The organism is Pedobacter sp. SYSU D00535 (assembly GCF_017355855.1).
Classification (GTDB): Bacteria; Bacteroidota; Bacteroidia; order Sphingobacteriales; family Sphingobacteriaceae; genus Desertivirga.
In genome coordinates this window covers 475,541-487,995 of sequence record NZ_JAFEWD010000003.1, presented here as the reverse complement: position 1 = coordinate 487,995, position 12,455 = coordinate 475,541, and the positions used below count along the sequence as shown (strand labels likewise).

11 protein-coding genes are annotated in these 12,455 nt (G+C 47.4%); 3 read left to right on the top strand and 8 right to left on the bottom strand.

All coding sequences use genetic code 11. The features are described from left to right. Positions 1-132: 132 nt before the first annotated feature. Together J4N23_RS10185 and J4N23_RS10180 are read left to right on the top strand one after the other, a co-directional pair. Positions 133-912, top strand: a complete 780-nt coding sequence (locus J4N23_RS10185) for a hypothetical protein (protein ID WP_207426969.1) — start codon at positions 133-135, stop codon at positions 910-912. Position 913: 1 nt separating this feature from the next. Further along, complete coding sequence (locus J4N23_RS10180; protein ID WP_207426967.1) at positions 914-2,614, top strand: IPT/TIG domain-containing protein; 1,701 nt, start codon at positions 914-916, stop codon at positions 2,612-2,614. Positions 2,615-2,670: 56 nt separating this feature from the next. Here the strand turns inward: J4N23_RS10180 and J4N23_RS10175 are convergent, their stop codons facing one another. The 7 genes from J4N23_RS10175 to J4N23_RS10145 all read right to left on the bottom strand — a co-directional run bounded on the left by J4N23_RS10175 (position 2,671) and on the right by J4N23_RS10145 (position 10,783). After that, on the bottom strand, positions 2,671-3,216 hold the full coding sequence (locus J4N23_RS10175) for a DUF3347 domain-containing protein (RefSeq protein WP_207426965.1): 546 nt from the start codon (positions 3,214-3,216) through the stop codon (positions 2,671-2,673). A gap of 21 nt (positions 3,217-3,237) precedes the next feature. Further along, positions 3,238-4,446, bottom strand: coding sequence for an efflux RND transporter periplasmic adaptor subunit (locus J4N23_RS10170; protein WP_207426963.1), 1,209 nt, complete (start codon positions 4,444-4,446; stop codon positions 3,238-3,240). Continuing rightward, positions 4,443-5,786: an efflux RND transporter periplasmic adaptor subunit gene (locus J4N23_RS10165; RefSeq protein WP_207426961.1), complete on the bottom strand. Its 1,344-nt coding sequence runs from the start codon at positions 5,784-5,786 to the stop codon at positions 4,443-4,445. The genes J4N23_RS10170 and J4N23_RS10165 overlap by 4 nt, the downstream gene beginning before the upstream one ends. Then, on the bottom strand, positions 5,764-7,041 hold the full coding sequence (locus tag J4N23_RS10160) for a TolC family protein (RefSeq protein WP_242689172.1): 1,278 nt from the start codon (positions 7,039-7,041) through the stop codon (positions 5,764-5,766). The genes J4N23_RS10165 and J4N23_RS10160 overlap by 23 nt, the downstream gene beginning before the upstream one ends. Then, complete coding sequence (locus J4N23_RS21095; protein ID WP_207426957.1) at positions 7,025-8,974, bottom strand: efflux RND transporter permease subunit; 1,950 nt, start codon at positions 8,972-8,974, stop codon at positions 7,025-7,027. Before J4N23_RS21095 ends, J4N23_RS10160 begins: the two co-directional genes overlap by 17 nt. Next, positions 8,964-10,268: an efflux RND transporter permease subunit gene (locus tag J4N23_RS21090; RefSeq protein ID WP_207426955.1), complete on the bottom strand. Its 1,305-nt coding sequence runs from the start codon at positions 10,266-10,268 to the stop codon at positions 8,964-8,966. The genes J4N23_RS21095 and J4N23_RS21090 overlap by 11 nt, the downstream gene beginning before the upstream one ends. 86 nt (positions 10,269-10,354) lie before the next feature. Then, positions 10,355-10,783, bottom strand: coding sequence for a hypothetical protein (locus J4N23_RS10145; RefSeq protein ID WP_207426954.1), 429 nt, complete (start codon positions 10,781-10,783; stop codon positions 10,355-10,357). A gap of 115 nt (positions 10,784-10,898) precedes the next feature. On the opposite strand from J4N23_RS10145, the gene J4N23_RS10140 reads away from it, so the two are divergent. Next, on the top strand, positions 10,899-11,717 hold the full coding sequence (locus J4N23_RS10140) for a TlpA disulfide reductase family protein (RefSeq protein ID WP_207426952.1): 819 nt from the start codon (positions 10,899-10,901) through the stop codon (positions 11,715-11,717). A gap of 41 nt (positions 11,718-11,758) precedes the next feature. Here the strand turns inward: J4N23_RS10140 and J4N23_RS10135 are convergent, their stop codons facing one another. Then, positions 11,759-12,391 carry a hypothetical protein gene (locus J4N23_RS10135; protein WP_207426950.1) on the bottom strand — a complete coding sequence of 211 codons (633 nt, stop codon included), beginning with the start codon at positions 12,389-12,391 and terminating at the stop codon, positions 11,759-11,761. Between the last annotated feature and the right edge of the window lie 64 nt (positions 12,392-12,455).

The following is a 12,455-nucleotide window of genomic DNA, read 5'->3' as shown; positions in this document are numbered from 1 at the left end:
CTGCGTCGCTGCCCATAACTCTATCAGGATTTGAATCAGGTTGGCTAAACCCGGCTCTCTGAAGTAGTATTTTTTGAAAAATCACGATTGGAACTTTGGTTTTTTTCTAACTTCGGCCATTCAATTTTTAATATGAAACCCTTAGTCACAATTTTGGCACTCAGCTTTGCTGCACTGGCAAGCTATGCCCAGTCATCCGAGAGCGATGAATCTTCGTTAAAACCTTTTAAGAAAAACCTGGCAACAGAACTTAACATTAATCCCTTCAAGGGAGAGTTGAGCCTGAACAACTCTTTGAACCAGATCAAACTAAGAATCTTTAGTTCTCCCCGGTTTGCCTGGAGAATCGGTTTTTCGGCCCGCAAGCTGGATTCATTAGTCGAGAACAGCAATCCCTACGGCTCCAATCCAAGCATTTACAAGAACGAAAGGAATAGCACCTCACTGGCTTTAAACCTTGGATTCGAGCAGCATCTGAAAGGTACAAGAAGATTATCGCCATATTATGGCCTTGATTTAACCCTTGCGAATAAATCAGCAAAACAAGAAATCACATCAGGCCAATCTGTTACAACTATTAAGGGGGCCTGGCAAACGTCAACACCGCAAGTGATTTGGGTACCAAACTACAATGGCGGCGGTCAGTACCAAACAGTTTATACTGTTGGTAGCGGAGAAAGAGGGTACACCAGATATGGCCTGAACCTGGTAACAGGCTTTGATTTTTACATGGCTAAGAACTTCTTCTTTGGCTACGAATTCAACTTTGGTTTTTATCAAACCAATTATCAGGCGATAGAGGTAACTCAGACTGGATCCAGCAGTGCTACAACTCCAGCGGACGTAAAAGACTCTAACTTCTCGTTCGGCCCAACTTTATATAACGGTATCAGATTAGGTTATGTGTTATAGTATGAAAGCCGCACATTATTATCGCCTCCTGTCTGCATCGTTAATCGCAACGTTATTATTGCTGTTCGGGTGTAAGAAAGAAGAGACTGAGCACCCTGTGGTTCAAACACAAACTCCCACTGCTATATCGGCCTCAAAAGCACTGTTGAAGGGTACCATCATTAACAAGGGCAGCTACGAAGTTGCAGATTATGGCTTTGTATATGGCACTAGCAGCAATCTTACGGAATTTGAAGGCATTAAAGTGTCTCTTGGCGCTGATGCTGCAGCCGGCGAATTTTCTAAGGAAGTACAGCTCGTGAATTTGGCCAGCTACAACAGGAGCTTGTACGCAAGAGCTTATCTAAAAAACAGCAAAGGAGTAGTTTTTGGAGATGTACGCATGGTGCAGCTTCCGAGCCTGAATGTTTCTTCGCTAAGTCCGACTGCAGGTAAAGCCGGAGACAGGATTACTATCAACGGCCAGTTTTTTACAAGTGAAAAGACCGAGGTGGAAGTAAGTTTTGGAGGAGTAAAAGCTACTGTTGTAGAAGTTAGCCCCACCAAAATTATAGCAGAAGTGCCAATAGGAATCAGCACCAGTTATAGCAGCAGTAATCAGGTGTCGGTAAATGTTATAGTAGCTGGACAGACGATGAACATCGGCTATAGCTTCAGAGTACTTCCTACTTTTCAGGACTTTTTTCCAAAATCCGGCTATGTCGGTTCTACGGTCACTATATCAGGGCAAAACCTTCAATCCTATTATTATAATAGCAGCATTAAAGTGTTTTTTGGCACTATAGAAGCTTCTGTAAACTCGTACAGCACCAGCAATAACACACTCTCTGTGGTCATTCCTGCAACGGTAAACACTGAAAAGTTAAGCATCTCGGTGATGGCCGACGGAGTTTCGACTACACTGCCAGGAGAATATACAGTTAATGCTCATTCGGTGTCTTCCATATCTCCAGCGAGCGCTCTGGCAGGAGGAAGCTTTTCGATCTTCGGAAATAACTTCCCGACCAACGGATATAGCTATACCAACATGGCGGGCTTCAAGGTTATGATAGGAAATATTCCTGTGTCCTACACGGTTTCCTCTGCGGGACAAATTACTGCAACCGTACCGGGTGATTTTCCTGTAGGAGAATACACCGTTACGGTAGTGGCGGGCCCGCACAGCATTAATGCTCCTCAGAAGCTCAAGGTGCTGCCGCTCGCGATCACTGGCTTTTCGCCAAGTTCAGGCGCCGTTGGTAAAGAGATAACGCTAACGGGAAACTTTAATCCGAACTTCAACTATCAGGTCTATTTTGGCTCAGGGTCTACCAATTCATCAAACGCTACGAATACTACACTTAGAGTTCTGGTCCCCGCCAATGTGGACCCGGGCAATGTAAAGATCTCTGTAAGACAAGGAAACAACAGTGCAACAGCGAGCGACGACTTTACTGTTCTTGCTCCTGCAATCAGTTCCTTCTCACCAAGCTCAGGCGTTGCAGGAACTGTGGTAACAATATCGGGTAGCGGTTTTTCGCCCTACACCTATAACAACACAGTAAAGTTTGGGACGGTGAACACAACAATATTAAGTGCGACAGAATCAACATTACGGGTAGCGGTGCCTTCTAATGTTCAAGCTGGCGCAATGAAAATAACCGTAACCAACGGATTGGGCAGTACGATGGTTAGTTCAACTAATTTTACGGTAACTAACTAAAAAGAAAGAGGTGCTGACAGAAATCAGCGCCTCTTCTTCTTTTTCAACCCCACAGATTATTTAATTTCTTCCTTCACTTCCCCGCATTCCAACATCTCATCGCCGTAGTAAGGATTCCTGATCTCCGTCTCGCTAGCCAACCAATAAGCGCCCTCGCCCTCCTTCGCCATGGGACAATATTGTTTAAATATCTTTCCGCCGCTTAGTCCTGCTGATTTAACCAAATTTTCCACTACATCGGTCAGCTCATCAAACTGATCTCTTTGCTGCTTGATGTCTGAGGCGCTGGCAATTTTACCCGCGATATCGGCACCTTCCGTATTGCCCGCATTCGTCATCGCTGTCTGTAAAGCGGCTGCGCCTGCCTGAGCTTCTTTCGCGTCCGTATTTACCAGCGCTGTTTTCAAGTGCACATAGTGCTGATACACTTCTTTTGTCTTCTCATCTTTAAACTGAGGATTACCGGCTTCGTTGGCCGCCTCCTCGTGCGCATGCCCTTCGTGACCCGAGCCTGCCTGTTTGTTTTCCCCTGATGAGCATGCTGTAAACGCTGTAAGAAGGCCTGCCACTAATCCCAGACCTATTTTTCTGTTGATTTCCATATTCTTAAAATTTATGTACTGTTAATGATGTACTGCTGATAAGGGATTTGCTCCCTTCTTTAAAATAAATTCACTTGATAGCAGATAGGCCCCGCTCGTTACTACTTCTTCGCCATCTGCAATCCCTGAAGTGATCACTATCTGTCGATCATCTTCTGCGCCCGTTACCACTTTCCTCGGTACAAAGATATTGCCTTCTTTTTTAATCCAGACCAGGGCGCCATCTTCATCCCGGATTACTGCATCCAGGGGGAGACTCACGGCATCGGTAACTCTTCCGGTTGTTAAAAATACGTTCGCCTGCATACCCGGCTGGAGAAGCCCGGACTCATTGCTGATCGTCGCCCTCACTGTTAAAAGCTGAGTTTGTGGATCTAGTTGAGGACTCACAAAGTCGACCTTAACATTCATCTCCCTATCCGGGAATCCGTTGACCACTACACGTATCGGGCTTCCTACCTTCACCTGGCCAAGCTCAGAAGGATAGACTTCCGCTTCCAGCCAGAGGCGGTTGTATGCCTGCAGCCGTACCACCGCAGTCCCCTCCGCAACATATTGTCCCTCAGAAACGCTGACTTCATTAACCACTCCCGAGGCATCGGCAAAGACCGTTACGTAAGGAGATATCTTATTGCTTCTCCTCAGCTGAGCAATTTGAGCAGCGGAATACCCAAACAATTCCAGTTTGTTTTTGGCTGCATCCCGAAGCGTTTTATAAATTTTCTCTTCAGGGAAAGCTGCCACCTGTTTCAACTGCAGTAAGTACTCCTGCTGCAATACCTGCAACTGCTCGCTATAGACCTGCATCAGCGGTTGTCCTGGCTTTACCGCGACACCCGTTTCTTTCACATACAGCCGTTCCACCCGCCCTTCAAATCGACTGGAGATCACTTCTGTTTGCTTTGCATTAGCCACCAGCCGCCCATTCAGTATCTTGGAGGAACTGAAGTTACCCGTGCCCACCCTGATGGTTCGAATATTGGCCAGCTGCACTTGGCTGGCGTTCAAAGCTAATTCGCCTTTCGCACCTCCGCCGTTTACCGCCACCAGGTCCATCTTGCAAATGGGGCAAGTACCCGGTGCGTCCTGAACTACCTGGGGATGCATAGGACATGTATATTTTCCCTCTGCAGCGCTGTGCTCATGCTGCCCCGAATTGCAGGACTCGATCCCAAGGATGGAGAGCCCTGTAATAATCACTATCAAAATTCTAAAAAGGATACTTTTCATTGTGATAAACTATCTACGTCCACCAAACTTTCGCTGTCCACCAGGAACCAGGCATTGACCGCCAGCTCTGTATCTTTTGAGAGTCCTGATCCGACATCAACCCAGTTGCCCCGCCGTTCAACAAGCTCTACGTATCTCGGCACAAAGGCTGCTCCCTGCTTTACAAACACTACGTTCCTGGTCCCTAAACTTAACACGGATGTTCTGGGGATCCAGGTGCCAAACTTCCTGTCCAGTTCGGTTTTCACCGAAATTAATTGCCCCACTTTCCATTGCCGGGCAGTATTACCCACTTTAGCCCGCAGCAGTGAGAAGGAATTACCTTCAGAATAATAAGGCTGCAGGAGTGTTACGCGGGCAGCCGTCTTCAGCCGGGGATCGTCGACTGAAGTAAGCTGAACCAGGCTCCCTTTTTTCAAAAAGCGAAGTTGCTCCGGTCCGGCAAAAAATTCAGCCCATACATCTGCGGCGTTAATCAGCTGAAAAAGCGTTTCCCCCGCCGAGACATATTGTCCTTCCCGCAGCTGCAAAGGTGCATTGCTAGTTACCTTGGGAACGGAAGGCGTCGACGACGACGCTCCCCCACCCATTGAACTCATTCCTCCTCCCATTTCAGCACCCTCTGCGGCGATTGCTGTGCTGCCGGGAGCATAGACGGTAGGGCTGGCTGCTCCTGCCGAAGGTTCTGTCAGGTAGCCTGAATAAGGACTGTAAATGGTCACACTGTAATCGACCTTGCCCGTTTTGAGCACCTGATTGATCTGCTGAGCAGTAGCTCCCAGCAGGAGTAATTTCCGTTTTGCTGCGTCCAGCAATTTGCGATCCCCCGCTCTGCTGACATACAGGAGCTCCTGTTGCGCGTTCGCGAGGTCGGGACTGTAGATTTCCATTAACTTTTGACCTTTAGTCACGGGCTGGTAGCTGTACTCCACGTAAAGCTTTTCAATCCTTCCGCCTACCCTGCTCGAAACTGCCCTCCAGTTATTCGTATTGTAATTGATGACTCCCTGCAAGCTCAGCTCTGCAAACCTTACCCCCTCCTGCGGCTTTACCGTCCTGACATCGGCCAACACGAGCTGGTTAGTTGGCTTGATGAGCCGGTTCAGATCTGCCTGAACCCTGTCCTCTCCTTCGTGGCGGTGGGTAGGCACGAGGTCCATGTGACAAATCGGACAAGTACCTGGCTCCTTTGTAACAACCTGCGGATGCATTGGGCAGGTGTATGATGTTGCGTGTGCTGTTTCCTTATCTGAATTTCCACCTCTGTTGCATGCTGCAAAGAGCAGCATCAGCAAGCTAAAAAATCCAATCAGGATCTTACCTTTCAATTGTCTGCTCATACTCTGTAATCATTTTATAGTATCGTTGTAACTGATCCAGGTAATTCATCTGCGCCATGTTCAAGGCTTCCCAGTTGTCGATGACGCTGTTCAACTCCAGCTTATTTTCCTGGTAAGACAACATCGAGACATCCAGTGCCTTCTTTAAGGCGGGAAGGATCCCCTTCTCATAATTATTCAACTGCTGCTGCATGGACGCCAGCTCTGTCTCCATCGATCGCGCCATCGCCAGCATTTCTACCAACATGGCCTCTTTTTGCTGCTGCATCGCGGCAATCTCAAAGTTCATCGACTTGATCTCGGACTTGTACATCTTTGATGACCAGGGAGCAATGGGAATGGAGAGCATTCCCATCACCGTAAACTGCTTTGGCATCATTGCTGAGTAAGAAGACATATGATCAAAACGGATCCGGAAGTCCGGTTTCGCCTCCTGCCGCATCTGGTTGATATTGGCCTCCATGGAATGGATATTATGCTGCATGTGGCGGATATCACTCCGAATCTCTGCGAGATAAGTCGTGTCCAAGTCGGCTACAGGCTTGAAGCTGACTACATAGCTCGTATCTATTTGCAAGGCTGATGAGGCAGGCCGGTTCATCAATGCGTTCAAAGCGATCTTGTTTGACCGTATCTGCCCTTCCGTCATCAGGATCATGTTTTCCGATTCCGCAGCTCGTCCTTTCGCTGCGTAGATCTGGTTCAATCCCGATTGATTGTAGGGATACCTGATCTCCGCCAGCTTCTGCATAGTCTGCATGATCTTCTGGTTGTCGCGCTGATAATTCAGCTTCCGGTTAGCGATCAACAGGTCAAAGTAAAGCTGTCGTGCTCTGGTCCGCAGCTGATTCAAGCGCTCGGTGCGACCGAGTGTATAGGTTTCTGCCAGGGTCGCCAAATATTCCCTCCTTGCCTTCACTTTCGCGGGATTGGGAATATCCTGCTCTGCGGAAATCATAAATGCACCACGATCGCCGTCAGACATCACCTCCTGACCGGGATAAGGGCTCATAAACGTTCCCGCTCCAACCATCGGTGCCATCCAGGCTCCTGCGCCTTCTACCCGGGCTTCCTGGCTCTTCGCCTGATTTTCAAAAGCTTTTAATTCGGGATTATTCTGCTCGATCTGCCGGATGATCTCATTTAAGCCGAGCTTCTCCTGAGCAACTGCGGACTCTGGGCCAGCAAGCAACAGCAGGACCCAGACGAAGCTGCTGGCAATTAAATTTTTTCGGGCTTTAATGACTAACATCATGCACCTCCATTTTTCCAAATTTTTTCAACTCATACTCCTTTGTCATCAGGAATATCAAAGGGGTAACCAATAAGATATGGGTGGAAGAGGTAAGTACGCCACCGATCATGGGGAGCACGATCGGCTGCATCACATCACTACCCACTCCTGTCGACCACAACACCGGGATCAAGCCGAACAAGGCTACACAGACGGTCATGATCTTCGGCCGCAGACGTTTTGCCGCTCCGGCTATCACAAACTCCCGCAACTCTTCTCTTGAAATCGTCTCACTGGAATTTCCGCGCAAAGCGACCAGCTGTTTCATGGCGTCGTTCAGGTAGATCACCATCACCACTCCCGTTTCTACGGCTATCCCAAACAAGGCTATAAAACCTACTGCCACTGCTACCGAGAGGTTGACACCCCAGAAATACACCAGGTAAGCCCCGCCGATGAGGGCGAATGGAATAGTGATCAGGCTTAAAAAGGCCTCCCGAACTGATTTAAAGGCCAGGTACAGCGAGAGAAAGATGATCACCAAAACAATTGGCAGGATGTATAACAAGGTCTTTTGCCCCCGGATCAGGTTTTCATACTGCCCGCTCCATTCGATGAAATAGCCATTAGGTAGCTTCAAATCCTGGTTTAGCTTCTCAATCGCTTCCTGCACCGTATTACCCAGATCGCGATCGCGGACGTTGAACATCACTGCTCCCCGCAGGATTGCATTGTCGGAAGTGATCATTGGAGGACCGTCTTCGAAGCGGATTTCTGCCACAGCGGATAGTGGTACTGTACCTGCTTCGGGACTGTTCAGCGGGATGCGCTTTAGACGTTCCAAACTATTGCGAAACTCCTGGCCCAGCCGCAAGTGCACGTTAAAGCGGCGTCTCCCTTCGATGGTAGTGGCAAAAGGAGTTCCGCCAAGGGCAGTTTCAATGGTGCTGTTCACATCGTCCACCGTTAGGCCATACCGCTCCAGTTGATCCCGCCGGATATCTACCTCCAGGTACTTCCCGCCTGTAACCGGCTCTACATACAGATCTTTTACTCCCTCTACATTTTGAAGGAGCGACTGCACCCGTTTAGATACATCATCAATGACCTTCAGATCCTGGCCGTATACCTTTACGCCCACATCTGTACGAATACCGGTGGAGAGCATATTTATCCGGTTGATGATCGGTTGTGTCCAACCGTTCACCACACCCGGGATCTGCAATTTCATGTCCAGCTCATTGATAATGTCCTTTTTAGTGATACCCGGGCGCCACTGGCTCTTCGGTTTCAGCGCAATGATTGTTTCGATCATGCTGATAGGAGAGTTATCTGTTGCTGTGTTGGCCCTTCCGGCCTTTCCCAGCACTTTATCCACCTCCGGAACCGAACGGATAATCTTATCCTGCACCTGCAGAATCCTTTTAGCCTCGGCATTAGAGACGTCAGGAAGTGTAACCGGCATAAACAAGATCGACTGTTCATCCAGCGGCGGCATAAATTCCCTGCCCATACTCATCAGCAAAGGAATGCTCACCAGCAAAGCCAGTATGTTAATCCCAATAGTTGTTTTGCGATGTTTCATGCAAGCCCGGATCACCGGTTCGTATATTTTCTCCAGCCTCCGGTTAATCGGATTCTCGTGTTCGCTCCGGAATCGCCCTTTCATGAAGAAGGAAATAATGACGGGCGCCAGGGTTACTACCAGGATCGCATCAATGATCAGAATAAAGGTTTTTGTATAGGCCAGGGGATGGAAAAGCTTCCCCTCCTGTCCCGTTAATAAAAAGACAGGAAGAAATGAGGTTATGATGATCACAGTGGAATAAAAAACGCCTCGCGACACCTGCTTGCAGGCCTTTTCAATAATACTCAGGCGCTCCTCATTGGAAAGCCGCACATAGTCCTCCTCCTTCTTTTTCCGGCCTAAATAGCGATTGAATTTATTCCACATGATCTTCTCCTCCTTTCCGTAGTTCCGTTAGTTCAGCCTGGCGGACGGCAAGATTTTTATAAGCATTTTCTGCCATGATAATTCCGTTATCTACGATCACACCAATGGCAAGTGCAATTCCTGTTAATGACATAATATTAGACGATATATCGAAGGCATTCAGAATGATAAAGCTGGCAGCGATGGTGATAGGGATTTGGATAATGATGCTTACCGCGCTCCTCCAGTGAAACAGGAAGATGATTACGATCAGTGAGACTACGATCATCTCTTCAATCAGCGTTGTTTTGATGGAAGAAATAGACTCCTCGATCAGTTCTCCGCGGTCGTACACAATGTTGAACTTCATTCCCTCGGGCAGGCCCTTACTTACTTCCGCCATCTTCATCTTTACCCGTTTAATAACCTCGTCGGCATTCTCGCCGTAGCGAAGCACCACGATACCGCCAACTACCTCGCCTTCACCGTTGTAATCAAAAATACCAAGGCGGCTTTCTCCAGCCATCTGGACGGTAGCCACATCTCTTACCCTTACGGGGATGGAGTTCTGGGTGCGAATAGCGAGGTTTTCGATTTGTTCGATGGATTGCAGATAGCCGGTAGTCTTGATGATGTAGCCGATGCCGCTCATCTCAAACTTACGACCACCCGCTTCATTATTATTAGATTGTACAGCTCGCATTACGTCCTGAATGCCGAGGTTATAGTAAGTTAACTTGTTGGGATCAATAGAGATTTGGTATTGCTTTTGGAAGCCTCCAAAGGAAGCGATCTCACTGACACCCGGAACATTCTGCAGCGCAAACTTCACATACCAGTCCTGCACCGCCCGCTGTTCGCCCAGGTCCATGCCAGGAGCTTCAAGTGTATACCAGAGCACATGGCCCACGCCAGTTCCATCAGGACCCATCGTAGGGGTAACACCTTCGGGCAAAGCATTGCCGATAGAATTTAACCGTTCGAGCACTCTGGAGCGGGCCCAGTATACGTCGACATCGTCTTCAAAAATGACATAGACGAAACTCATCCCGAACATGGAAGTTGCCCGTACGTAGTTCACCTTCGGAATACCCTGGAGATTGGTAACGAGGGGGTAGGTCACCTGATCTTCTATTATTTGTGGACTGCGGCCCATCCACTCGGTAAATACAATCACCTGATTCTCGGAAAGGTCCGGAATTGCATCGATCTTGCTGGTTCTGACTGCATAAATCCCCCAGACGAAAATGCCTGTGGCAAATAGCAGGACCAGAAACCTATTGCGTAATGAAAAAGCAATTAGTTTCTCAACCATGAGAAAAAAGATTAGATAAAAAAGCCTGAATAATTGAAAAAGGAATACCCTGGAAATGTTTTAAAGGCAACAATCCCTAAAGAGGATCAAAGGCGGAATTGGCGAAAGAGAATGGTAAGTGATTCAGGAAAATACAAGACTGGAGAACGGTCGTCCTCATCTTCTGCCTCCTGCTGGTTGTATCCAAACCAACCTCTTACAAAGTTGAGAATAAGAAGAACGTCAAAAGCAGGTTTAGTCTGGGCATCGCTCTTACTGTAAGCAGCATGAGAAGTTTTCTTCACTGTTACCTCTTGATCCTGACAGCAGTTTTTGCCTTTATGTTTTGCCACCCCATATTTGTCGGGCTCGCAAGAAGGCTTCGCTGACTCCATGTTACACTCATCTGCCTCTCCAAACAAGGTAAAGTCCTTGATACTGCCGCAACATTTATGAAGGGATATACTTATTCCGGATGCCGATATGGTGATCAGCATGGCTAGGGTTAGCACGATATATCTCCGGAACAGTTTCATTGGGTGCAAATGTAAGAACTTTCAACTGGTTCTTTAATTATAAAATTTTGAAAAATGTTTATAAAATTTTGGACATCCGCTTGCTCCGCTTCAGCTTCAACATAAAAGCAGGAAAATGACTCGTATTTTTGAAAAACACGCTACTTTCCTATCTTGCGTCTCGAACATGCCTAAATCGATGAAAATTGTTCTGTTTGTCATCCTAACCTTGTTTACCAAGCTCAGCTTTTCCCAGGTGGAGGTCTACACCTTCAATTCAGACTCCTTATTATCAGTCACAGCCGTACGGGGCTATTTTGATTCTTTTGCAGCACACCTGCCGGCCGGATTTATTTCAAAGCCGCTTATCTACCACCGGGTAGAAAAGCAAGATACTCTGATTAATTTTATGAGTTTTGAAATTGTCCGAAAGACCAGCGACAACGAAGCCTCTGTTTTTCATCCGGTCTTTAAGCAGGATTCCACCTTTCTACTGCTGGGTAAGAAACTGCCTGAATTTGAATTGAAGGATTTGAACGGCAACACGGTTTCCTCCGCTCAGCTCTCAGGAAAACCAAGCATCATCAATTTCTGGGGAATCTATTGCCGGCCTTGCGTCGCCGAAATTCCACAGTTGAATGAACTGAAGCAACGATACGGAAGCAAAATTAATACCGTCGCCATTACTAAAGAAGACGGAGAGCGTACTGTCCTTCTGGCATTTTTGAAAAAACGTCCCTTTCAGTTCTACATTCTTGGCAAAGGCGAGGGCTACATGGAGCAGCTCCATATCAAAGCACTGCCAAAAACAATATTCCTTGACAGGGACGGCGTTGTAAGGGCTATAAAAGGAAATTATCCAGCAGAACAAGACCTAAAAACAGGGAAGGAATACTATCTTGAGAACAATTCCTTTACCAGAACACTCGACAAACTACTGCTAACCAGCCCCTAAAGGAACCTTTGAAAAACTCTCGGCATAAAAAGTCGCTGCAATCACTTCTGCCCAGCCAAAATCGATTCTTCCGGGTTCTTATTGTAGGCATAATCCTGAAGGGCCAACTTCCCCTCACCAGCCGTGTGACTGATCCGCATCCAGCCGTAGTGGTATTTGTCGTTGATCTTGAACTTTAGGCCGAGGTACTTATCTTTCTTACCAATCCACTCACCGCCCCATAAAACACGCTGGCCATTGTCCCTCGTGCTGAGCAGGCAGGTCTTGGTTAAGTTTTCACTCCATTCTGTCCCATCAGGTGCTAAATCCTTAATCTCAAAATCCCTTTCAAAAGGCACTCCCCAAAGGCCATTAAGTACCAACTCCGGACCTTTACGGACAAGTACTTTGTTCATATTGGGCGACTTCCTGTTAATCAGAAGATACATATACGGCTCATCGTTCTCTTCCAACAGGACAGAAGTCATATAGTAATCTACCACACCATCTTTATTCAAGTCGAGCAACAAGGGATTATTGTACTGTAGCGAGTCTACGGACTTGTTCAAGATTCTATAGGAGAATTTAGCAGATGACTCCTCCTGTTCTTCTTCGATGACCGCCTTCTCTGCGCCATTTTCGCAAGCGCTAAGGATGGTGAGTGCCAGCAGAAAGGCTAAACTTCTTTTAATCATTTTAATATCGCTTTTCAGTAAGACGTATAGTTGCCTGAAAATGCTACACAGGATTCCGAATAGC

Bases quoted from the DNA above. Each gene is read 5' to 3' on its own strand.
- J4N23_RS21090 (WP_207426955.1), bottom strand. From the start codon at position 10,268: ATGGTTGAGAAACTAATTGCTTTTTCATTACGCAATAGGTTTCTGGTC.
- J4N23_RS10135 (WP_207426950.1), bottom strand. From the start codon at position 12,391: ATGATTAAAAGAAGTTTAGCCTTTCTGCTGGCACTCACCATCCTTAGC.
- J4N23_RS10165 (WP_207426961.1), bottom strand. From the start codon at position 5,786: ATGAGCAGACAATTGAAAGGTAAGATCCTGATTGGATTTTTTAGCTTG.
- J4N23_RS10160 (WP_242689172.1), bottom strand. From the start codon at position 7,041: ATGATGTTAGTCATTAAAGCCCGAAAAAATTTAATTGCCAGCAGCTTC.
- J4N23_RS10185 (WP_207426969.1), top strand. From the start codon at position 133: ATGAAACCCTTAGTCACAATTTTGGCACTCAGCTTTGCTGCACTGGCA.
- J4N23_RS21095 (WP_207426957.1), bottom strand. From the start codon at position 8,974: ATGTGGAATAAATTCAATCGCTATTTAGGCCGGAAAAAGAAGGAGGAG.
- J4N23_RS10170 (WP_207426963.1), bottom strand. From the start codon at position 4,446: ATGAAAAGTATCCTTTTTAGAATTTTGATAGTGATTATTACAGGGCTC.
- J4N23_RS10175 (WP_207426965.1), bottom strand. From the start codon at position 3,216: ATGGAAATCAACAGAAAAATAGGTCTGGGATTAGTGGCAGGCCTTCTT.
- J4N23_RS10145 (WP_207426954.1), bottom strand. From the start codon at position 10,783: ATGAAACTGTTCCGGAGATATATCGTGCTAACCCTAGCCATGCTGATC.
- J4N23_RS10180 (WP_207426967.1), top strand. From the start codon at position 914: ATGAAAGCCGCACATTATTATCGCCTCCTGTCTGCATCGTTAATCGCA.
- J4N23_RS10140 (WP_207426952.1), top strand. From the start codon at position 10,899: ATGACTCGTATTTTTGAAAAACACGCTACTTTCCTATCTTGCGTCTCG.